21 protein-coding genes and 1 tRNA gene are annotated in these 20,313 nt (G+C 63.3%); 12 read left to right on the forward strand and 10 right to left on the reverse strand.

What is annotated here, in order from left to right; translation table 11 throughout:
• Positions 1-96: 96 nt before the first annotated feature.
• The 5 genes from FIU89_RS07875 to FIU89_RS07895 form a co-directional block, all read right to left on the reverse strand.
• Positions 97-531: a glyoxalase superfamily protein gene (locus FIU89_RS07875; protein WP_152492088.1), complete on the reverse strand. Its 435-nt coding sequence runs from the start codon at positions 529-531 to the stop codon at positions 97-99.
• 189 nt (positions 532-720) lie between these two features.
• Complete coding sequence (locus tag FIU89_RS07880; RefSeq protein WP_152492089.1) at positions 721-1,536, reverse strand: lytic transglycosylase domain-containing protein; 816 nt, start codon at positions 1,534-1,536, stop codon at positions 721-723.
• A gap of 194 nt (positions 1,537-1,730) precedes the next feature.
• A complete protein-coding gene (locus tag FIU89_RS07885; protein ID WP_152492090.1) occupies positions 1,731-2,594 on the reverse strand; it encodes a hypothetical protein in 864 nt (287 codons plus the stop codon).
• A gap of 213 nt (positions 2,595-2,807) precedes the next feature.
• Complete coding sequence (glnA, locus tag FIU89_RS07890) at positions 2,808-4,214, reverse strand: type I glutamate--ammonia ligase (RefSeq protein ID WP_152492091.1); 1,407 nt, start codon at positions 4,212-4,214, stop codon at positions 2,808-2,810.
• Positions 4,215-4,250: 36 nt separating this feature from the next.
• A complete protein-coding gene (locus tag FIU89_RS07895) occupies positions 4,251-4,589 on the reverse strand; it encodes a P-II family nitrogen regulator (RefSeq protein WP_103764005.1) in 339 nt (112 codons plus the stop codon).
• A 168-nt stretch (positions 4,590-4,757) separates the two neighbouring features.
• Here FIU89_RS07895 and FIU89_RS07900 point away from each other — a divergent pair, with 168 nt between their 5' ends.
• A complete protein-coding gene (locus tag FIU89_RS07900; RefSeq protein WP_152492092.1) occupies positions 4,758-6,302 on the forward strand; it encodes an NAD(P)H-hydrate dehydratase in 1,545 nt (514 codons plus the stop codon).
• Between the two features lie 63 nt (positions 6,303-6,365).
• Here FIU89_RS07900 and FIU89_RS07905 read toward each other — a convergent pair whose 3' ends face one another.
• Positions 6,366-6,863 (reverse strand): Hint domain-containing protein, encoded by a 498-nt coding sequence (locus FIU89_RS07905; protein ID WP_152492093.1) that lies wholly within the window; start codon positions 6,861-6,863, stop codon positions 6,366-6,368.
• A 163-nt stretch (positions 6,864-7,026) separates the two neighbouring features.
• Here FIU89_RS07905 and FIU89_RS07910 point away from each other — a divergent pair.
• From FIU89_RS07910 to FIU89_RS07935, 6 genes are all read left to right on the forward strand, one after another.
• A tRNA-Leu gene (locus tag FIU89_RS07910) sits at positions 7,027-7,111 on the forward strand.
• 142 nt (positions 7,112-7,253) lie between these two features.
• Positions 7,254-7,706, forward strand: coding sequence for a hypothetical protein (locus tag FIU89_RS07915; RefSeq protein ID WP_152492094.1), 453 nt, complete (start codon positions 7,254-7,256; stop codon positions 7,704-7,706).
• Positions 7,707-7,717: 11 nt separating this feature from the next.
• The gene (locus FIU89_RS07920; RefSeq protein ID WP_254701825.1) at positions 7,718-8,287 is read left to right on the forward strand and encodes a hypothetical protein; all 570 of its coding nucleotides are present in this window, start codon (positions 7,718-7,720) and stop codon (positions 8,285-8,287) included.
• A complete protein-coding gene (locus FIU89_RS07925) occupies positions 8,287-8,919 on the forward strand; it encodes an SCO family protein (RefSeq protein ID WP_152492095.1) in 633 nt (210 codons plus the stop codon). The genes FIU89_RS07920 and FIU89_RS07925 overlap by 1 nt, the downstream gene beginning before the upstream one ends.
• A 191-nt stretch (positions 8,920-9,110) precedes the next feature.
• Entirely contained in the window at positions 9,111-10,439 is a 1,329-nt protein-coding gene (gene tig, locus FIU89_RS07930; protein WP_152492096.1) for a trigger factor, read from the forward strand.
• Between the two features lie 245 nt (positions 10,440-10,684).
• Positions 10,685-13,186 carry a DUF4214 domain-containing protein gene (locus FIU89_RS07935; protein WP_152492097.1) on the forward strand — a complete coding sequence of 834 codons (2,502 nt, stop codon included), beginning with the start codon at positions 10,685-10,687 and terminating at the stop codon, positions 13,184-13,186.
• A gap of 521 nt (positions 13,187-13,707) precedes the next feature.
• On the opposite strand, the gene rplI is transcribed toward FIU89_RS07935, so the two are convergent.
• The 3 genes from rplI to rpsF are packed head-to-tail and all read right to left on the reverse strand — an operon-like array spanning position 13,708 to position 14,975.
• Positions 13,708-14,352: a 50S ribosomal protein L9 gene (gene rplI, locus FIU89_RS07940; protein WP_152492098.1), complete on the reverse strand. Its 645-nt coding sequence runs from the start codon at positions 14,350-14,352 to the stop codon at positions 13,708-13,710.
• A gap of 12 nt (positions 14,353-14,364) precedes the next feature.
• On the reverse strand, positions 14,365-14,592 hold the full coding sequence (gene rpsR, locus FIU89_RS07945) for a 30S ribosomal protein S18 (protein ID WP_093029287.1): 228 nt from the start codon (positions 14,590-14,592) through the stop codon (positions 14,365-14,367).
• Positions 14,593-14,618: 26 nt separating this feature from the next.
• Complete coding sequence (gene rpsF, locus FIU89_RS07950) at positions 14,619-14,975, reverse strand: 30S ribosomal protein S6 (protein WP_152492099.1); 357 nt, start codon at positions 14,973-14,975, stop codon at positions 14,619-14,621.
• A gap of 257 nt (positions 14,976-15,232) precedes the next feature.
• Between rpsF and FIU89_RS07955 the strand changes: the two genes are divergently transcribed.
• Together FIU89_RS07955 and FIU89_RS07960 are read left to right on the forward strand one after the other, a co-directional pair.
• Complete coding sequence (locus FIU89_RS07955) at positions 15,233-15,718, forward strand: hypothetical protein (RefSeq protein WP_152492100.1); 486 nt, start codon at positions 15,233-15,235, stop codon at positions 15,716-15,718.
• 132 nt (positions 15,719-15,850) lie between these two features.
• On the forward strand, positions 15,851-16,429 hold the full coding sequence (locus tag FIU89_RS07960) for a YceI family protein (protein WP_152492101.1): 579 nt from the start codon (positions 15,851-15,853) through the stop codon (positions 16,427-16,429).
• Positions 16,430-16,545: 116 nt separating this feature from the next.
• Here FIU89_RS07960 and FIU89_RS07965 read toward each other — a convergent pair whose 3' ends face one another.
• Entirely contained in the window at positions 16,546-17,829 is a 1,284-nt protein-coding gene (locus FIU89_RS07965) for a cytochrome b/b6 domain-containing protein (RefSeq protein WP_152492102.1), read from the reverse strand.
• Positions 17,830-18,004: 175 nt separating this feature from the next.
• Here FIU89_RS07965 and fabD point away from each other — a divergent pair, with 175 nt between their 5' ends.
• The 3 genes from fabD (at position 18,005) to FIU89_RS07980 (ending at position 20,231) form a co-directional block, all read left to right on the forward strand.
• Positions 18,005-18,949, forward strand: coding sequence for an ACP S-malonyltransferase (gene fabD / locus FIU89_RS07970; protein ID WP_152492103.1), 945 nt, complete (start codon positions 18,005-18,007; stop codon positions 18,947-18,949).
• Positions 18,950-19,030: 81 nt separating this feature from the next.
• The gene (gene fabG / locus FIU89_RS07975; RefSeq protein ID WP_152492104.1) at positions 19,031-19,768 is read left to right on the forward strand and encodes a 3-oxoacyl-[acyl-carrier-protein] reductase; all 738 of its coding nucleotides are present in this window, start codon (positions 19,031-19,033) and stop codon (positions 19,766-19,768) included.
• A gap of 229 nt (positions 19,769-19,997) precedes the next feature.
• A complete protein-coding gene (locus tag FIU89_RS07980; RefSeq protein WP_057794165.1) occupies positions 19,998-20,231 on the forward strand; it encodes an acyl carrier protein in 234 nt (77 codons plus the stop codon).
• The last annotated feature ends 82 nt before the right edge of the window (positions 20,232-20,313 follow it).

The raw sequence follows: 20,313 nt of genomic DNA on the forward strand, positions 1-20,313 counted from the left end.
CTGCGGCAAAATCAAGAACGCCGTCCCGTATAGGGGACTGTGGAGCGTGCACGAGGAAGGCGCGCCGCGCCTTTTGGTGGCGCGGCGCGGGGGGTGTCAGGGCAGGTCCAGCACGACGTGAGGCTGCCCGTCGGAGGTTTTCTCGACCGTGCGGCCGGTGGGGCCGAGGGTGCAGGACACCTGGCGGCGCAGGGAACTGAACCGGGGCGACTCGACCACGTCGACAGGGGTGTCGAAGGCGATGGTCAGCTCGACATGATCCGGCCCCTTGGCCGTGGCCGACCTGACCGTGCCGGCAAAGGCGTGGCCCAGGTAGCGTCCCGAGACGCGCTGGCCGAGGGTCCAGGCACGGTTTGGCGGGGGCGTGGCGGCCCCGGACAGGCTGTTCCAGTCGCGGTAGCCCCATTGATGCGCCAGGTGTTCCAGCGCGGCGGAGTGGCTGACCGGGGTTCCGGCGCGGGCGAGAGTGTCACGAAGTTTGCGCGCATGCCCTTTGAGCACGTCGCGCGACGGCAGGATGGTCTGTGTCATTGCAGTTTTCCCAGATGGGGCGAAATCGGATCGGCAGGGCCCGCGTTGCTGCCCGGTCGAAGCCCCGGGTCAATGCAATGATCTGTCAGAGCTTCACCATGGCGCTACGGCCTGCGGGCGGCGGGGGCCTGACGCCCCGTGAATGCCGCAGATAGGGGCGCCGTGCCGTTGCGTCAAGCCCCGGGGCCGTCAGCCGTCGATCTTGGCCGCCATGATGGCGATGGCCTGTTGATAGACGGTGGCCGCGTTCCACTGCTTGATCACGTTGAAATTGGGCTGGCCCTGCTGGTAGCCGGCACCCGGACGCCAGCCCTTCTGGCGCAGGAAGTTGGCGGTCGAGACCAGCGCGTCGGCCTGATTGTAGAAATCCACCCGCCCGTCGCCGTTGCCGTCGACGCCGTAGGCGAGCGCGTTGCCGGGCAGGAACTGGGTATGGCCCAGCTCGCCATGCTTGGCCCCGCGCGTGTTGATGGTGATCGAGCCGCGATCCACCAGTTTCAGCGCGCCGATGGCGTGCGGGCGGAAGAAATCCGAGCGGCGGCAATCGTAGGTCAGAGTGACGATGGCCGAGACGACCGAGCTGTCGCCCATGAAGCCGCCAAAGCCGGTCTCCATGCCGTGGATGGCGATGATGACGCCGGCGGGGACGCCGTAATTCTGTTCGATCCAGTTGTAGAAGCCGGGGTTCTGCGCCTTGCGCTTGCGGCCTTGCGCGATGATCGTGTTGGCGCCGCGCACCTGCATGAACTTGTCGAGCGAGTAGCGAAAGCTTTTCTGGTTGCGGTCGGCGGCGATGGTGCCGGAGGCATAGCTGGTCTGGGCCAGCGCCTGGAGGCCGCGTTGGCCGACGCCCGCGGCCTGGGCCTGCTGGGCGAAGCCCGCTTTCCATTGTTCGAACCCGCTGGCGTTATTGCCGCACTGGGCATGGGCCGCCGCTGCGGCGGTCAAGGTGGCGGCGCCGGCGACGGCAAGCGCAAGAAAACGGGATTTGAGTTTCAAAGACATTGAGCAGCTCCAGGTCAGACAAGCGGGATGTTAGCCGAGCCGGACAGGGGAACAAAGTCAATTCTCCAAGAGGTTCGGCACATCGGAACGGGCGTTCAGCGAGCGCCCGTGCGGAACGACAACGGTCGATCGGGCGCGTGTGTTCCGCGAAGATGCCTCCTGCACGTTATCCATGGGTGCGGGAGGCGGGCCGATCAGCCCAGAACGGACTGGATCACCTGTGCGGCGGCGGCGGTGGCGCCGTTCGCCTGAAGCGACACGAAGAGCCCCGACAGCGCCGCCGCCTGTCCGGCGAGGCGCAGGTTCTCGCCCTTGACCAGATTGATGATCACCAGCGCCACACCGACCGGCAGTGCGATGCAGGCCACCGCGAGGGACAGAAGCCAGGCCGACAGGCGCAAGCGATCGGTCTCTTCGGCGATGTTCTCGATGGCGGGGACGACCATCTGCGGCGTGTCTTCGATAATGCCCTCGGATTCGCCCAGGAAATCCTTCCAGGGCAGGACCGGCATTTCCGGCGGGGGCGTGCGCTCGAGCTGTTCGTCCAGCCTGCTGTGCAGCTCGCCTATTCCGGTCAGGGCGCTGCGGGCGCGCAAGGTCTGGTCTCTGAGCGTGTCGGCTTCGGGCGTATCGCAGGCCGCAGGCTCGCGGGCCTCGAAGACCTCTTCGGTCGACAGGATCGCCTCTTGCTCGACCCATTGCAGGTGCTTCGGGCGCAGGTGATCGCTGAGGTCGATGGCCACGCGGGCCAGCACGGCGTCGATCGCCGGGCCGGAGCCGGGTTCCGCCGGGTCCCGTCGGCAGACGTCGATCCGCAGCAGGGTGTTCGCCTCTTCCTCCAGGCCCGGCAGCACGACATTGTCGCTGAGTGTCAGGCAGACCCGGTATTGCTCGGTCTCGACCCCGGCGTCCCTGTCGGACAGAAACCCGAGCGACCGGACGTCCTCGCAGAGGCCTTTCAACGCCTCGGCGGTGCGCGTGACCGCATCCAGGAGGTCGATCGATTTCTCTTCCATGAAGATCAGCCCCGCCATGACGCGGGTATCGCTCTGTGCCATCTTTCACTCCCCGGTTGTTCACTCTCACACCTGGATCATCCGAAGAGTTAATGGAGACAGTGTGTTTCAAATATGGAACCGATTGGGCACTTTTCGGAAACGGGCGGGATTCCGCCTGTCTGGGGCAGTTTTTCGTGTGATTTCGGACGGGCAGGACAGAAAACGGGCGCCTTCCGGAAAAGGCGCCCGCGTCGGTACAGGATGTCTGCCGGATCAGCAGCTGTAATACATGCCGAACTCCACCGGGTGCGGCGTGTGTTCGTACTTTTCGATCTCTTCCATCTTGAGCTCGATATAGCCGTCGATCTGGTCCTTGGTGAACACGTCACCGGCCAGCAGGTAGTCGTGATCGGCCTGAAGTTCCTGCATGGCTTCGCGCAGGCTGCCGCAGACGGTCGGGATGCCTTCCAGCTCTTCGGCGGGCAGGTCGTAGAGGTTCTTGTCCATCGCCTCGCCCGGGTCGATCTTGTTCTTGATGCCGTCGAGGCCGGCCATCAGGAGTGCGGCAAAACACAGGTAGGGGTTTGCCGACGGATCGGGGAAACGGGCCTCGACGCGCTTGGCTTTCGGCGACTCGGTCCACGGGATCCGGACGCAGCCCGAGCGATTGCGGGCCGAGTAGGCGCGCAGCACGGGAGCCTCGAAGCCGGGGATCAGTCGCTTGTAGCTGTTGGTCGACGGGTTGGTGAAGGCATTGAGCGACTTGGCGTGCTTCAGGATGCCGCCGATGTACCACAGGGCCTCGTCCGACAGGTCGGCGTACTTGTCGCCGGCAAAGAGCGGCTTGCCGTCTTTCCAGATCGACATGTTGACGTGCATGCCGGTGCCGTTGTCGCCCGCGATGGGCTTGGGCATGAACGTGGCCGACTTGCCGTAGGCGGCGGCGACGTTGTGGATGACGTACTTGTATTTCTGCAGCTCGTCGGCCTGTTTGGTCACGGTGCCGAAGATCAGGCCAAGCTCGTGCTGGCACGACGCCACCTCGTGGTGGTGCTTGTCGACCTTCATGCCCAGCCGCTTCATGGTCGAGAGCATTTCCGAGCGGATGTCCTGCGCCTCGTCGGTGGGGTTCACCGGGAAATAGCCGCCCTTGACGCCCGGACGGTGGCCCATGTTGCCCATCTCGTACTCGGTGTCGGTGTTCCAGGAGGCGTCGATCGCGTCGACCTCGTAGGAAACCTTGTTGATCGAGTTGGAGAAGCGCACGTCGTCGAAGAGAAAGAATTCCGCTTCGGGGCCCATGAAGGCGCTGTCGCCGATGCCGCTGGATTTCAGGTAGGCCTCGGCCTTTTCGGCGGTGCCGCGCGGGTCACGCTCATACGCTTCGCCGGTGTCGGGTTCGACGATCGAGCAATGCACGCAGATGGTTTTCTCGGCATAGAAGGGATCGATGTAGCCGCTGGTCGTGTCGGGCATCAGTTTCATGTCCGAGGCTTCGATCGATTTCCAGCCGGCGATCGAGGAGCCGTCGAACATGAAGCCTTCTTCGAGGAAATCCTCGTCGACCTCGTCGGCGATGACCGTCACGTGCTGCAGCTTGCCGCGCGGGTCGGTGAAACGGATGTCGACATATTCGACCTCCTCGTCCTTGATCGTCTTGAGCAGATCTTTTGCGCTCATGTCCATTGATCCCTTCGTTGTGGTTCCAGGTGTAGATTAAAGCGCGTCCGAACCGGATTCGCCGGTGCGGATGCGGATGGCTTGTTCGACGGGGCTGACGAAGATCTTGCCGTCGCCGATCTTGTCGGTCTTGGCGGCATCGACGATGGCCTCGATCGCGGCGTCGACCTGATCGTCGTCCAGCACGACGTCGATCTTCACCTTGGGCAGGAAGTCGACCACGTACTCGGCACCGCGATAAAGTTCGGTGTGGCCTTTCTGGCGGCCGAAGCCCTTGACCTCGATCACCGAGAGGCCCTGCACACCCACCTCCTGAAGCGCTTCCTTGACTTCATCGAGCTTGAAGGGCTTGATGATCGCCTCGATTTTTTTCATGGGTCGACTCCTCCGACTGACTTGCGGGATTTGAAGATCATTTCTGTTAACGCGGCACAATCGGATAGGGAGTTTGGGCGGGTATGTGGCAGGGTGATAAATTTGCGTGATTAAAATTTAGGCAGAATGCCTGAATTTTGTACGAAAATGAATCGAAGTGAGGCAGGAATGACCGAATTGCTGACCGCGGCCCAGATGCGGGCCGTCGAAGAGGCCGCCATGGCGTCCGGCGAGGTGACCGGGCTGGAGCTGATGGAGCGCGCCGGGCGCGGCGTGGTCGAGGCGGTGTTCGAGGAATGGCCCGACCTGGCCGCGACGTCGCACCGGGCGGTGGTTCTGTGCGGGCCGGGGAATAACGGTGGCGACGGGTTCGTGGTGGCGCGGCTGTTGAAGGACTGCGGCTGGGATGTTGCGGTGTTTCTCTACGGCGATCCGGTCAAGCTGCCGCCGGATGCGCGAGTGAACTACGAACGGTGGTCGGAGATGGGGGCGGTTGGCGACATGAGCCGTGACCTCGCGCATGGGGCAACACCTGACCTGTTCGTGGATGCCGTGTTCGGAACAGGGCTTTCGCGCCCGGTGGAGGGAAAGCTTGCGCAGGTCCTGGCGGCGTTCGATGGATTTCGTGCAGTAAGGCATGTTCGAACCGTGGCGGTGGACATGCCGTCGGGCCTATGCGCCGACAGCGGTCGCGCGATGGGCACCTTTGCGACCGCCGATTTGACGGTAAGTTTTCACGACGCCAAGCTGGGCCATTACCTGTCGCGCGGGCCGCACCAGTCGGGGAAGCTGAGGGTCAAGGGCATCGGGTTGGAGCCGGGGGCGGGCGCCGAGGGCGTGGTGCGTCTGGTCGAGAGGCCTTGCAGCGGTCATCTGGAGAAGCGCGCGGAACGACACAAATACGGCCACGGTCACGCGTTGGTTCTGTCGGGCGGCGCGGGGCGCACCGGGGCCGCACGATTGGCAGCGCGCGGGGCGCTGCGGATCGGGGCGGGGCTGGTGACGCTGGGGGTGCCGCCCTCCGCGCAGATGGAAGCGGCCTGCCAGGTGACGTCGATCATGCTGGCCCGGGTCGAGGGCGGCGACGGGCTGGCGGACGTCCTGCAGGATGTGCGTTTGAGCGCGGTCTGCCTGGGGCCGGGGCTGGGCGTGGAGCGGGCGCGGGAGCTGGTGCCCGTCGCGTTGGGGCGTGGCGGGGTGGAGCCCCGCCCGATGGTCTTGGATGCGGATGCGCTGACGGCGTTTGCCGAAGCGCCGGACGAGCTGTTCGGGATGCTGCACGCGGCGTGCGTGCTGACGCCACATGGGGGCGAGTTTGCGCGGCTTTTTCCCGATATCGCCGAGCGGTTGAACGCGACCCCGGTGAAAGGCCCGGCCTATTCCAAGGTGGACGCGACGCGGGACGCCGCGGCGCGGGCCGGCTGCGTGGTGCTGTTCAAGGGCGCGGACACCGTGATCGCCGCGCCGGACGGGCGGTGCAGCATCAATTCCGCGCAGTACGACCGTGCGGCGCCGTGGCTGGCGACGGCCGGGGCGGGAGACGTGCTGGCCGGCTTCATCGCGGGGCTTCTGGCGCGGGGTGTGGAGCCGATGCAGGCGGCGGAGGCCGCGGCTTGGTTGCACGTGGACTGCGCGCGCAGTTTCGGCGCCGGCCTGATCGCGGAGGATTTGCCGGAGGAACTGCCCAGGGTGCTGCGGGACGGGGTCGGCTGAGAGGTCCCGGGTCAGGCCCGGGACACGTGAGGGACAGGCCTGGGACGGCCGGTGACAGAGGGGTTAGGCCGCTTGGGACAGCGCCGGGATATCGGCCGTGCTGGCGACTTCGAGCCCGTCGACATAGAGCACGTGTGGCGTGTCGAACTCGAGGGTGAAGAGCGTCATGTCAGCCTCGCCCTCGTCGGTGATAAATTCGCCGTCGACCAGTCGCGACACCGCGGCCACGGCCCGTTTCGCGCCGAACATCGCCTCGGCCCGCCAGTCGCGGATCAGCAGCAGTTGGCCCGCGGGCAAGAGCACGTCGCGCACCGGGCGCGTGTGGCCCAGCGAGCCGGCCTGCACGCGGATGGCGCGTGTCCGCAGGGTGGCCGACGCCACGCCCCGCAGCACCGCCATGCCGGTGTCGCGCGTGATCACGCGGTCGCCGGGCCGAAGATCCTCGATCGCTTTCTCGCCGTCCAATGTCATGACGATGGCACCTGCGGCAAAGCCGCTGGCCTGCACTCTGGCTCCGGACGGGTTGATCCCGCCTGTGCCCCCGACCGTTTTCGGTTCCATGGGCTGTCTCGCTCTGTTTTCTGCCTCAGATTGTTGGACAGCTTACGTTAACATTTTGCAAATGTCGCGCTTTTTGTTGAGGTTTGGGGACGATTCAGGGCGCGTGTTGCCCGACACTTTCCCCTCGCATCCCTTCACGGGCTTTGCTAAGACCCGGCTCGATGCGGGTGTGGCGGAATTGGTAGACGCACCAGATTTAGGTTCTGGCGCCGCAAGGCGTGGGGGTTCAAGTCCCTTCACCCGCACCATTCCCCCATGAAATGAGCGTTACGCACAAGCGCGGCGCGTGTCTTCACCAAGTCTTTCCGAAAATGTGATTGGACGCGTGATCGGCTCCCGGGGCTTAATCGGCGTGTTCAGGGATCAAGTCATTGCGAGGAGGATCATGGGATGAAGCGATTTTGGGTGAGTGTGGCGCTGGCTTGTTCGGCCCCGGTCTCGGCAATTGCCGCCGAGGGCGAAAGGGTCGAGGTCAGGGGCGAGATCATCGACACCTGGTGCTATTATTCCGGCGTCATGGGCGGGCCCGACGCGGTGGTCGGCACGGCGCATCACACCTGCGCGCTGTGGTGCTCGGCCGGGGGCATCCCCGTGGGGCTCCTGGGTGAGGATGGCGACGTCTACATGGTTCTCAAGATCGAGGGTGACGACGCCTCTGCCAGCGGGGACACCCAGCTGCGGCTGGCGAGCCACGAGGTGACGGCGGACGGCATGCTCTATCGTCGTGACGGGCTGAATTACCTGGTGGTGGAGGAGGTGGTGACCGATCACGGCATCACCAACCTGAGCCACGATATCTATGGCCCGGTGCCGGGCTTTGCCATCCCCGAGCCGGCGGAATGAGGAGTGTGACCATGAAACGGATTGCCATGACAACCGCCGCGCTTTGCCTGGGCCTGCCCGCGGTGGCGCAGGATTTCTCGGACGGCTCCGAGGCGAAGACCTGGAATCTGGCGGCCGAGACACCGGCGCGGTTCGAGGCGACGGTGGTGGACATGCTGTGCGAATTGACCGGCGATTGCGCCGAGAATTGCGGCGGGGGCCAGCGGCAGATGGGGCTGGTCAGGGCGGCTGACGGCGTGCTTGTCTATCCCAACAAGAACAATCAGCCCGCCTTTACCGGCGCGGCGCTGGAACTGGCGCCCTATTGCGGGGCCGAGGTCGAGGTGGACGGGCTGATGATCGAGGACCCGGAGTTGGGGGCCACGAATATCTACCTTGTGCAGAAGATCCGCGAGGTCGGCGAAAGCGAATGGGTCACCGCCAACAGCTGGACGAAGAAATGGGCCGAGGCCAACCCAGACGCCGAAGGTAAGGGGCCGTGGTTCCGGCGCGATCCTCGGGTGAACGACATGATCGGGGAAAGCGGCTACCTCGGCCTCGGGCTGGAGGCGGACGAAGCCTTTATCGAGGAGTGGTTCTGATGCGGGGCAGGCTGGCCGCCGCGGCGTGCCTGCTGGCGGCCGCGGCGCAGGCCCATGACGGCGAGGACCACGGGCAGGGCGAGACGACTTTGCCCGAAGACCGGCTGGCGGCGGCGCTGAAGGAGGCGCCGGTCGCGCTGCCGTGGGAGGTCGGCGGGCCGTTCGAACTGGTCGACCACACCGGACGGGTGCGGACGCAGGCCGATCCCGACGGCCGGCATCAGCTCTTGTTTTTCGGCTATGCCAACTGTCCGGGGATTTGCAGCGCGGCGCTGCCGCTCATGGCGGACGCGGTGGCGGAGCTGGAGGCAGAGGGCGTGAAGATGTCGGCGCTGGTGGTGACGATCGATCCAAAGCTCGACACGGTCGAGACGATGGGGCCGTCGCTGGCCAAGGTCTCGGATGACCTTCTGGGCCTGACCGGCACGCCAGAGGCGCTGGACGTGGCCTATGACGCATTTCAGGTGGAGTTCGAGCACCTGTTCGACGATCCCGAGCACGGGCCGATCTATAGCCATGGCAGTTTCATATACCTGCTGGACCCGGCGGGCGAGGTGCTGACGCAACTGCCGCCCGTCCTGCCGCCCGAGCAGGTGAGTGCGATCGTGCGGAAATACGTGGTGGGGGGCTAGGAGGTCCCGGATCAGGTCCGGGACGTGTTGGTGCTACGTGGCTGGGAGGTCCCGGATCAAGTCCGGGACGGAGTCTTGGCGCGGATGCGCCAAGACTCCGCTTGCACGCCCCAGCCACCATCAATAGATAGCCGGAGTGATTTTGACCGCCGCGGACGCCTCCGCGGCCTTTTTGCAATGGAAGGACGAACATGCAGGTCACAGAGACGCTCAATGAAGGGCTGAAACGCGGCTACACGATGAAATTGTCGGCCAAGGAGCTGGACGACAAGGTCATGGACAAGCTGAAAGAAGCGCAACCCGATGTCGAGATGAAAGGGTTCCGCAAGGGCAAGGTGCCGCTGCCGCTGCTGAAAAAGCAGTTCGGTGAGCGTGTCATGGGCGAGGCCATGCAGGAAGCCGTCGACGGCGCCATGAGCCAGCACTTCGAGGACAAGGGCGAGCGCCCCGCGGCCGAGCCGGCCGTCAAGATGGTCAACGAGGACTGGAAGCCGGGTGACGATGTCGAGGTCGAGATGACCTACGAGGCGCTGCCGGACATCCCCGAGGTGGACCTGTCCAAGGTGAAGGCCGAGAAGCTGGTCGTGAAGGCCGGTGATGCCGAGGTCGACGAGGCGCTGCAGAACCTGGCGTCCAGCGCGCAGGACTTCAAGGACCGCAAGAAAGGCACCAAGGCCAAGGATGGCGACCAGGTCACGATCGATTTCGTGGGCCGTGTCGACGGCGAGGCGTTCGAAGGTGGCAGCGCGGAGGATTATCCGCTGACGCTCGGCTCCAACAGCTTCATCCCCGGCTTCGAGGAACAGCTGGTCGGCGTGAAGGTCGACGAGGAGAAGGTGGTCAAGGTCAGCTTCCCTGACGAATACCAGGCGCCGCACCTGGCGGGCAAGGATGCCGAGTTCACCTGCACCGTGAAGGCGGTGAAGGAGCCGGTGGCCGCCGAGATCGACGACGCGCTGGCCGAGAAGTTCGGGGCAGAGAGCCTGGATGCGCTTAAAGAGCAGATCGCCGAGCGGCTGGAAGCCGAGTATGCCGGTGCCGCCCGCGCGGTGATGAAGCGTGGCATCCTCGATCAGCTGGACGGGCTGGTCAGTTTCGAGCTGCCGCCGAGCATGGTGGAAGCCGAGGCGAACCAGATCGCGCACCAGCTGTGGCACGAGGAAAACCCCGACGTCGAAGGCCACGATCACCCCGAGATCGAGCCGACGGACGAGCACAAGACACTGGCCGAGCGCCGCGTGCGTTTGGGCCTGTTGCTGGCCGACCTGGGCCAGAAGGCCGAGGTGCAGGTTACCGACCAGGAAATGACGCAGGCCGTCATGGAGCAGGCGCGGCAATACCCCGGGCAGGAGCGCGAATTCTTCGAGTTCGTGCAGAAGAACCCGCAGATGCGCCAGCAGCTGCGTGCGCCGATCTTCGAGGACAAGGTCATCGACCACATCGCCAGCGAGGCCGAGATCACCGAGAAAGAGGTGTCCAAGGACGAGCTGGAGAAAGAGGTCGAGAAGCTGGAAGACTGACGTCTGCCGGTTTGAGGGATAGGGAAGGGCCGTCCGGTGGGGCGGCCCTTTTTTTCTGGGGCAGGCGATGGGTCTGATAGCGATGGCCGCTTCGAGCCCATATTGACTGTTGCTGTAGGCTGCGCGACGGTCTGCTGTAACCGACCTACGCCATAGCGTGCTAGTCTATTCCAATGAGCGGGTACGCATGTTTCTAGTCTCGTCAGAATAGGGTAACGGAAAGTTTCTTGAATTAAGGAGTTCAGATGTCCCTATTTGATCTACCCGGAAATCCCATGATTGTAAGCGTGACCGGTACGCTTTATGCCCAAGCCGCTTCGCCGTCGACTGGGATCGACAACAGGGTGCACGGAAACACGATGCACTTCTCGCCAGACGGGAAAATTCTCTATTTCACGACGTCCTGGACCGAGGTTTTCGGCGGTGAGGCGGACCGCATGACCGTTGCTGCAATCAATCTTGACACGGGAAAAAGCCGTGACGTGACACCGGGAATTGACTTGGGATCGCTGCGTAATGAGTTTTATGCGCAATTCTACATCGTAGGCGATCGCTCCATTGACGATTTCCAAATTAATGATGAGGGACAGGTGGTTGCGGTTGCCGGTGGCTCAATCATCACAGAAAGCTATGGTTACCCGATCCCAGTCCACATCGACGATGGCATTTATGTGCCCGGCGCTTCTGGCTGGCTGAATATCAGCGGCGGACCCTTGCAAGGCGAAGCGTCATATGGGCCGAGCGATGATTCCGTGCTCGTGTCGCATAACAGAGTTTCAGACAGCGTTTACTTTGTGCGCGATCTGGACGGCTCTGATGCGACACAAGACCAGTATCCCAATGGTCCGTTTCTGTGGACATCTGCCAACGGGGCGCAACCAGTCCCCTTACCCGGCGGGTACGAGCGATTATTGCATGTGTCAGATGACGCCCGGTATCTTTTTGTTGCACCGGAGTCCGAGGCAACCAGTCAGAACGTTATCCGCTATGATACCGCGACACAGCAAAGCGAAACCCTGGCAAGAGATGCCGGATGGTCGGGTGCCGGCAGTGTTTCCGAGCAAGGCGTGAACGACGTCATTGCAAGCAGCGACAACAATTTGTTTGTTCTGTTCACAAGTTCTGGAAGAGCCACAGAAGAAGTCCTGTCTACCATTGATTCTGCCGACGGCTCCAGTCAGTTGTATTTGCGTGACATGCAAACGGATGATGTGACGTGGGTGAGCGACGCAGAATACGTTGGGTCGTCAGGCGGTTTTTACGACGCGTTCACAGGCGGCATATCACAGGATGGGCGCTTCGTCATTTACCAAGATTTGGAAGGGCATGTTGTCCTGCGGGATATGTATTCCGGTACGCGTCATATCGTTTCGTCGGATGAAAATGGCCTTCTCATACCTGGTGCGAGTTCAGCCACGCTTTCAGCTGACGGGCGTTTTGTCGCTTGGCAATCCTCAAAGTCTTTTGTGCCGAATGACCGTGTCGTCAGTGGCCCAGATCCAGATATTTCCGGCATAAACAACCTTTTTAGCGAAACCCTTTTTCTAACCGATCTCAAGGCCAGGGGTGTTTGGGATCAGATCCGGTTGACCGCAGATGCAGAGAACAACATCGTCGGCAGCCGGTACGACGATGTGCTCGTCGGCAATGCGGCTGGGAATGTTCTGGAAGGTTCTTGGGGGGACGACACTCTGCTGGGCGATGGCTATTCGACCGGCGATAACCCTGATGAAGCCGCCCAGATCGCACGGCTGTACCTCGCTGCTCTGGACCGTATGCCCGACGCGACGGACCGCGCCAACTGGGGGGAAAAGATGCTGACCGGGCGAGATAGCATCAAAGATATGGCTGTTGCGATCGTCAACAGCCCCGATTTCACAAACACCTACGGCGCTCTCAACAATGATGCCTTTGTGGATTTGCTCTACCGCAACGTGCTCGAGCGTGAAGCTGATCAGGCCGGTTCAGCTCATTGGGTTGGGCAACTGGATGCGGGCGCCAGTCGAGCGAAAGTTGTCCTTGGTTTCAGTGAATCGATAGAGTTCAAAACCAACACAAAGGCCGCAACGACCACATTTTTAGCAGAGACCGATCCGCAACTTTTGTTCGATGATGTCTTCCGGCTATATCACGCCACTTTGGGTCGTGATCCAGACGTAGCGGGCTTGAAGGATTGGACATTCCGTTTGGCAGGCGACACCGACTATACTGATATTGTTGCTGGCTTTGTCAACAGTCCAGAGTTCCTGGCCAAGTATGGAGGGACCAGTGACAACGATTTCGTCAATCTGCTTTATCTGAACGTATTGGGCCGCCCTGCGGATCCCGACGGGGCGGCTGATTGGCTAGGCAGGCTGGCAGAAGGCCAAAGCAGAGCTGATATTGTTGAAGGGTTTGCGCAAAGCCAGGAATTCACGGCTAGTAGCGTACCCGGCCTTCTGGCGTGGTTGCAGGAGATTGGCCCGGACGATGTGCTTGTTTCTGGCCAAGGGGCCGATATCATGACTGGCGGCCTTCTTAGCGATGTCTTTGTTTTTGATCTTAATTCGGACACCGGAAACCGAGTACTGGATTTTGAGGAGTGGGATATTCTCAGGTTGGAGGGTTTCGGCTATGCATCAAACACCGAGGCGCTTGCGCATATGACACAAACTGGAGCGGATGTGATATTTTCCGAGCAGGGTGTAAGCTTTGTGATTGAAGAATTCACAGTCGCACAGTTAACGGATGTCGTGTTGGAGATATAAAACAACGAATCCTACACGCCCCCCAGCACTGCAATGCCGACATTGGAAAAGCTGCGGCGAATGGCAGTTCCGTCCGCACTGCCGACCTTGCAAACGAAGCACCCGTGCGGAATCAAGGTGCAGCTTGCTGCACCGCCGCGCATCGCGCCAGAGGCGTGTCACTTTATATGCGCGCCTTTGGCGCGACGGGCCGCCCCACCGGCCCGGCGATTTGGTGAGGCCGGGTGCGCCGCTCGGAGGTTTTGCGCACTTGGCGGGAATGAAGTGCTGTAGAACCGTCGTTGAATCGCCGTGCCGCGGCCCGTCGCGCCGGAGGCGCGCATATTAAATCACGCGCCAATGGCGCGATGCGCGGCGACAACGAACCACCGTCAACTTCTTCCCTCACTGCCGACCCGTCCCGGACCTGATCCGGGATGATGCCCCGCTTTCGCCTCAGGGGCCGCGCAGAACCCGACCGTCGACGCAAAAGGCCGCCCACGCTAAGCGGGCGGCCCTAAATCGCGGCGATATGCCTGCGCTTACTTGTCTTCGCTCTCGTCGTCCGAGCCGGCGTCGTCCGACGCGGTCTCTTCCTCGACGGCTTCGGCGATGTGCTCATCCTCGGAGGCGGCGGCGCCGATGTCGTCGAAAAGCTCGGCGATCTCGAAATCGGCGGCTTCCTCTTCCTCGGCGGCCACGTCCTGGATGGTGCGGCCCGACGCCTGAAGCTCGGCCTCTTCGGGCGAGCGGGCGACGTTGAGGACGATATGCGCCTCGACCTCGGGGTGCAGGTGCACCTCGACGTCATGCAGGCCCAGCGTCTTGATCGGCTGACGGATCAGGACCTGCTTGCGGTCGACCGAGTAGCCTTCCTCGGTGGCGACGGCGGCGGCGTCACGGGTCGAGACCGAGCCGTAGAGGTTGCCGCCATCGGAGGCCTGGCGAATCACGATGAACTTCTGGCCGTCGAGACGGGACGCCAGGGCCTCGGCCTCTTTCTTGGAGTCCAGATTGCGCGCCTCGAGCTGGGCTTTCTGCTCTTCGAAGGAGGCGATGTTCTCTTTAGAGGCGGTCAGCGCCTTGCCTTGCAGCAGCAGGTAGTTGCGGGCGAAGCCGGGCTTCACCTCGACCACATCGCCCATCTGGCCCAGCTTGGCCACGCGTTCGAGAAGGATGACTTGCATGGGTCTTTCTCCTTATTTCACGGCGTAGGGCAGCAGGGCGAGGAAGCGGGCGCGCTTAATGGCGCGGGCCAGTTCACGCTGCTTCTTGGCCGAGACGGCGGTGATACGGGAGGGCACGATCTTGCCACGCTCGGAAATGTAGCGTTGCAGCAGCTTGGTGTCCTTGTAGTCGATCTTGGGTGCATCGTCGCCCGAGAAGGGGCAGACCTTGCGGCGACGGAAAAACGGTTTTGCAGCCATGGGTTAGTGTCCTTTCTTCAAGCCGATCAGGGGCGACGTTCGCGGCGGTCGCCACGCTCGTCACGTTTCTGCATCTGGACCGAGGGGCCTTCCTCGTGTTCGTCGACCCGGACGGTCAGAACGCGCATCACGTCCTCGTGCAGGCGCATCAGGCGTTCCATTTCCTGCACGGCTTCCGACGGGGCGTCGGTGCGCAGGAAGGCATAGTGGCCCTTGCGGTTCTTGTTGATCTTGTAGGCCATCGTCTTGACGCCCCAGTACTCGGATTCGACGATCTTGCCGCCGTTATCCGTGATCACGGTGCTGAAATGTTCGACAAGGCCTTCGGCTTGCGTGTTGGACAAGTCCTGACGCGAGATAAAAACATGCTCGTAGAGCGGCATGTGGATTCCACTTCTGTCTGGGCGCATTTCAAAGGCGGGCCTTGGATCCTTTCACGGCCCGTCCACGAGAGACTGCGCGGTTCGATATACGTGCGAAAGGAAGTGGGCGTATACGACGCATCCCTGCGCTTGGCAAGGGGCGTTGGCCGCCGCGAAATTGCCCGCGCTCTGCCCTGATGCAGCCGAGGGTCTGCCGCATTTTGGTCGCGATTGCTGCGCAGGCTGGCCTTGACACCGAACCGGGCAAGGACAGGCCTATGACACATGCACTCGACGCGCGCTTTCAGAGCACCAGAACGGCAGACGACAGCGCGGTGGCCGATGCCCCCGAAGGCGCGGCGCGCCGGGCGCTGACCGCATTCGCCGGGGCGGCGCTCTGCATGTCGGCGGGGGGGCTGTGGCTGATGCCGTCCGAGGATGCGGCGATGCAGCTGATCAAGCTTCTGGCCTCGGTCGTGTTGCTGCTGGGCGGGCTGATCCTGTTCAACGGCCTGAACCGCGAGGCGCCCGGGCCCGAGGTGCAGATCGACCCGGTGAAGCGCCAGCTGCGGGTCTATGAATACGACGCCAAGGGCCGTTCGACCCTGAAAACCTGCCACGACATCGACGCGCTGCAGGAGCTTTCCGTCAACCGGCGCAAGTTGCGGGCCCGCGATGCGTCCGGCGTTCTGGTGCTGGAAATGCCGCTCGGCTCGGACGAGGAGGCCAGCGCCATCCGCAGCGCAATGCCGCGCTCCAGCTGACACTGGGCCCGCCCGCGCCGGGCGGGGCTGTTCATCGCTCCACACGAAATGTTCAATTCTTGCGCCTTGCGTGATGCGTCAAATGCATCATCTTCCGTCGGGATATTCAACGCACCACGGAAGGAGCACTTCATGAAATCCATCGCATTCGCGACCTCGATGGCCCTTGCGGGCCTCGGCACTGCCGCACTGGCCGCGCCGGAGCAATACAACCTGGACCCCAGCCACAGCCAGGTGGTGTTCACCTACGAGCACCTGGGCTTTTCGACCACCTACAACGTTTTCACCGGGTTCGAGGGCGAGATCATGTTCGATCAGGAAGACCCGGCGAATTCCAGCGTCTCGGTCTCGATCCCTGTGATGTCGATGTATACCGGCTGGGAAAAGCGGCTGGAGCACTTCATGGGCGATGACTTTTTCGGTGCGGAAGAGGGCGACATGATCACGTTTACCTCGACCGGCATCGAGGTGACCGGCGACACGACCGCCGAGATCACCGGCGACCTGACGATGAATGGCGTGACCAAATCGGTCGTGCTGGACGCTGAACTGAACAAGGCCGATGCGCACCCGATGCAGGAAAGGCAGTGGGCGGGGTTCGATGCCACGACAACTCTGATGCGCTCGGATTACGGGCTGGACTATGCCGCGCCGGCAGTCAGCGACGAGGTTCAGGTGATGATCTCGATCGAGGCCGAGAAGGCGGAATAAGCCTGCAGGTCATTCCAGTACGGCCAAGGCCCGCATCCGAGGATGCGGGCCTTTTTCATGCGTGCGGGTGGTTGGGGAGGTCCCGGGTCAAGCCCGGGACGGGGGGTGACTTGGCCTTATCGTTCGGCGGTAAGCTCGAAGCGGATATCGACCGAGGCGCCGACATTGCCCTCACTTTGTCCGCCGACCCCGAAATCGCGCCGGTCCACGGTCAGCCCGCCCGAGGCGGTGGCGGTGTCGGCGTCGATGGTAAGCTCGAAGGGCATTTCGACCGGAACGGAGTTGTCCTTGATCGTCAGCGTGCCGGTGGCGACATGCCCGGCGTCGCGCGAGACAATGTCGGCAGAGAAGGTGGCCGTGGGATGGTCTTCGGCAGCGAGGTAGTCGGAGCCCTTGGCGTCGCTGGTCACCGAGCCGAGCGTGAGCGAGGCGATGGTGACGGTCACGTCGACGGTGCCGTGTTTGCCGTCGCTGTCGGCGGTCTCGTCATAGACGATGTCGGCGGTCCAGTCCTCGAATTGGCCCGTCACCTCGGAGCCCATCTGGACCACTGTCAGGCCAAGCGTGCCGTCGGTGACGGTCCAGGCGTTCTCGGCGGTCCCGGCTGGGGCGGTGGTGTCGGCGCTTTCGGTCTCTGCGCCGGCGGTCTCGGCGGCCGGTTCGGCGGTGTCGGCCCCGGCGCTCTGCGCGGGTTCGGTTTCGTGCGGGAAATAGCCCGATGCGCTCCCCATGCCCAGGGCGGCGGCCCAGATCACCAGCGCGGCGACGGCGGGAAGGACATGCCCCGGCTGACGCACCGTCGGCTCCGCCGTGGTGCGACCCGGCAGCATCCGGCGCAGGGTGGCGTCGCGGTCGATCACGTGGTGTTTCAGGGCCCCGGCGACATGGGCGGCGAGGCTGATCCACAGCACCCAGTTCAGGATATAGTGCAGGGAGGCGAAGGTATGAGCCAGGCTGTCATTCTTGGGCACGAAGGGCAGCGATTGCCCGAACGGCCACCAGATGGGCGCGAAGCCGGTGGTGGCCGCATGGTGGATCCAGCCGGTCAGCGGCACGGCCACCAGAGAGCCGTAGAGCAGCCAGTGCACCGTTTCGGCGGCCCGTGCCTCGACCGGCTTGTCGCCATTCAGCAGGCCGGGCTTGGTCTGGCCCATGGCCCAGAGGATGCGCAGCACGGCCACGAAGAAGACCGTGACGCCGATGGTCTTGTGCAGCGAGAACAGGAAGGCCGCGCGCGAGACGTCGGCGTCGGTGGTGGCGATGTCCGGGTTGCGGACCGCATGGGCGAGGTCGTTGGCGATAAGACCGAGCGGAATGGCCGAGAGAATCAGTAGCGCGGTCAGCCAGTGGAAGGTCTTGGTAACGGCACCGTAACGGTCGTGCGCATTGGCGAGGGGCATGGTGAAGGCTCTGCTGTGTCGGAAACTTTGGCAGCAATCTAGCCGAGCGCGGGGCAGGGGCAATGATAGCCTGCGCACAGGGGACGTGCGGATGGGTCGGTTTTTCGGCCCGCGTCATTGCACCGCCCGACGCGTCACGCTATCCGGGTGCGATGAATGGGAGGGTTCACGCATCATGAGCAAGGCATTCGTATTTCCCGGGCAGGGCGCGCAGACGGTCGGGATGGGCAAGGCGCTGGCCGATGCCTATCCGGCGGCAAGGGCCGTGTTCGACGAGGTCGACGACGCACTGGGCGAAAAGCTGAGCGCGCTGATCTGGGAGGGCGACCAGGAGACGCTGACACTCACGCAGAACGCGCAGCCGGCGCTGATGGCCACGTCGCTGGCCGCGATGCGGGCGCTGGAGGCCGAGGGCGTGGGCATCGAGGCCGCGTCGCTGGTGGCGGGGCATTCGCTGGGCGAATATTCCGCGCTGGCCGCTGCCGGGGCGCTGAGCATCCGCGACTGTGCGCGCCTGTTGCGCACAAGGGGCCAGGCGATGCAGGCCGCCGTGCCGGTGGGTGAAGGCGCAATGGCCGCGATCCTGGGGCTGGATTTCGCCACGGTGAGCGAGGTGGCCGAGGCCGCCGCCGCGAATGGCGGCGTGGTGCAGGCCGCTAATGACAACGATCCGGCGCAGGTGGTGGTCTCGGGCCATGCTGCCGCAGTGGAAAAAGCGGTGGAGCTGGCCAAGGAAAAGGGCGCCAAGCGAGCGATGTTGCTGCCGGTCAGTGCGCCGTTCCATTCCGCGCTGATGGCGCCTGCCGCCGATGCGATGGCCGCCGCCCTGTCGGAGGTCACGATCAAGGCGCCGCGCGTGCCTGTGGTCGCCAACGTGACGGCCGGCGCGGTGCAGGATCCGGCCAAGATACGCGAGCTGTTGGTCAAGCAGGTGACGGGATCGGTGCGCTGGCGCGAGTCGGTTGAATACATGGGCGCGCAAGGTGTCGACGATATCTGGGAAATCGGCGCGGGCAAGGCGCTCATTGGCATGGTCCGCCGGATCAACCGCGACATCGCCACCCGTGCGGTCGGCACGCCCGAGGACGTGACAGCGGCCGCGGAGTCGATGGCCGGCTGAGCCGGGACCAAGAAAATGGGATTTTCTTGTCAAATTTCTTTGTGAAAGAAATTTGGCGCCAGACGAGAAGGAACAAGACATATGTTCGACCTGACGGGAAAGACAGCGCTGGTGACCGGCGCATCGGGAGGCATCGGCGGAGAGATTGCCAAGGTGCTGCACAGTGCAGGGGCAACGGTGGGCCTGTCGGGCACGCGGGTCGAGCCGCTGGAGGCGCTGGCGGGCGAGCTGGGCGAGCGGGCGCATGTGCTGCCCTGCAACCTGAGCGACCCGGAGGCGGTGGACGCGCTGCCGAAACAGGCCGCCGAGGCCATGGGCAGCGTCGACATCCTGGTGAACAATGCGGGGATCACCCGCGACCAGATCTTCATGCGCATGTCGGACGAAGAGTGGCAGAACGTGATCGACGTGAACCTGACGGCTACCATGCGCCTCTGCCGGGGCGTGATGCGTCCGATGATGAAGGCGCGCTGGGGGCGGATCATCAACATCAGTTCGATCGTGGGCGCGACGGGCAACCCCGGCCAGGTGAACTATGCCGCTTCAAAGGCCGGGATGGTGGGCATGACCAAGTCCATCGCCTATGAGGTGGCCAGCCGCGGGATCACCGCCAACGCGGTTGCACCCGGCTTCATCGCCACGGCGATGACCGAGAAGCTGAGCGACGATCAGAAGGACAAGATCAACGCGCAGATTCCCGCCGCCCGCATGGGCACGCCAGAGGAAATCGCCGCGGCCGTGCTCTATCTTGCCAGCCCGGAGGCGGGGTATGTCACGGGGGCCACGCTGCACGTGAACGGCGGCATGGCGATGCTCTGACGCGCCGCCGCGCCGTTACGAAACAAGGGCAGGGGAATCCATTTGCCAATCGCGCCGCATATGCTATAGGCGGCGCAGTTTACGCTGGGGTAATACTGTATTACTCCGCAAATGCCCGTTATACGGGTCATGCAAGCCGCCCGATACAGGGGCATACTTAGCCGCTTGTCCGGTCGGGCGGGGGCACATAAAACGGGCGAATGACCCGGCTGAAGATGAGGAACGAAACATGAGCGATATCGCAGACCGCGTAAAGAAGATCGTGGTGGAACACCTGGGCGTCGAAGAGGACAAGGTCACCGAGAACGCCTCTTTCATTGACGACCTGGGCGCGGACAGCCTGGACACGGTCGAACTGGTCATGGCGTTCGAAGAGGAATTCGGCATCGAGATCCCCGATGACGCGGCCGAGAACATCCAGACCTTCGGCGATGCGGTGAAGTTCATCAAGGAAGCGTCGTAAGCCGCGACGCGCGACAGATTTCAGGAAAGGCCCCGCCGCGATGGCGGGGTCTTTTCGTTTGCGGGTTAGAAAACTTCGGGAA

This window comes from Roseovarius sp. THAF27 (assembly GCF_009363655.1).
GTDB lineage: Bacteria > Pseudomonadota > Alphaproteobacteria > Rhodobacterales > Rhodobacteraceae > Roseovarius.

Coding starts and splice junctions, on each gene's coding strand:
- FIU89_RS07895 (WP_103764005.1), bottom strand. CDS start 4,589: ATGAAAAAAATCGAGGCGATCATCAAGCCCTTCAAGCTCGATGAAGTC.
- rpsF (WP_152492099.1), bottom strand. CDS start 14,975: ATGCCGCTCTACGAGCATGTTTTTATCTCGCGTCAGGACTTGTCCAAC.
- FIU89_RS07875 (WP_152492088.1), bottom strand. CDS start 531: ATGACACAGACCATCCTGCCGTCGCGCGACGTGCTCAAAGGGCATGCG.
- fabG (WP_152492104.1), top strand. CDS start 19,031: ATGTTCGACCTGACGGGAAAGACAGCGCTGGTGACCGGCGCATCGGGA.
- glnA (WP_152492091.1), bottom strand. CDS start 4,214: ATGAGCGCAAAAGATCTGCTCAAGACGATCAAGGACGAGGAGGTCGAA.
- rplI (WP_152492098.1), bottom strand. CDS start 14,352: ATGCAAGTCATCCTTCTCGAACGCGTGGCCAAGCTGGGCCAGATGGGC.
- tig (WP_152492096.1), top strand. CDS start 9,111: ATGCAGGTCACAGAGACGCTCAATGAAGGGCTGAAACGCGGCTACACG.
- FIU89_RS07900 (WP_152492092.1), top strand. CDS start 4,758: ATGACCGAATTGCTGACCGCGGCCCAGATGCGGGCCGTCGAAGAGGCC.
- FIU89_RS07920 (WP_254701825.1), top strand. CDS start 7,718: ATGAAACGGATTGCCATGACAACCGCCGCGCTTTGCCTGGGCCTGCCC.
- FIU89_RS07880 (WP_152492089.1), bottom strand. CDS start 1,536: ATGTCTTTGAAACTCAAATCCCGTTTTCTTGCGCTTGCCGTCGCCGGC.
- FIU89_RS07965 (WP_152492102.1), bottom strand. CDS start 17,829: ATGCCCCTCGCCAATGCGCACGACCGTTACGGTGCCGTTACCAAGACC.
- fabD (WP_152492103.1), top strand. CDS start 18,005: ATGAGCAAGGCATTCGTATTTCCCGGGCAGGGCGCGCAGACGGTCGGG.
- FIU89_RS07915 (WP_152492094.1), top strand. CDS start 7,254: ATGAAGCGATTTTGGGTGAGTGTGGCGCTGGCTTGTTCGGCCCCGGTC.
- FIU89_RS07960 (WP_152492101.1), top strand. CDS start 15,851: ATGAAATCCATCGCATTCGCGACCTCGATGGCCCTTGCGGGCCTCGGC.
- FIU89_RS07955 (WP_152492100.1), top strand. CDS start 15,233: ATGACACATGCACTCGACGCGCGCTTTCAGAGCACCAGAACGGCAGAC.
- FIU89_RS07980 (WP_057794165.1), top strand. CDS start 19,998: ATGAGCGATATCGCAGACCGCGTAAAGAAGATCGTGGTGGAACACCTG.
- FIU89_RS07935 (WP_152492097.1), top strand. CDS start 10,685: ATGTCCCTATTTGATCTACCCGGAAATCCCATGATTGTAAGCGTGACC.
- FIU89_RS07885 (WP_152492090.1), bottom strand. CDS start 2,594: ATGGCACAGAGCGATACCCGCGTCATGGCGGGGCTGATCTTCATGGAA.
- FIU89_RS07925 (WP_152492095.1), top strand. CDS start 8,287: ATGCGGGGCAGGCTGGCCGCCGCGGCGTGCCTGCTGGCGGCCGCGGCG.
- FIU89_RS07905 (WP_152492093.1), bottom strand. CDS start 6,863: ATGGAACCGAAAACGGTCGGGGGCACAGGCGGGATCAACCCGTCCGGA.
- rpsR (WP_093029287.1), bottom strand. CDS start 14,592: ATGGCTGCAAAACCGTTTTTCCGTCGCCGCAAGGTCTGCCCCTTCTCG.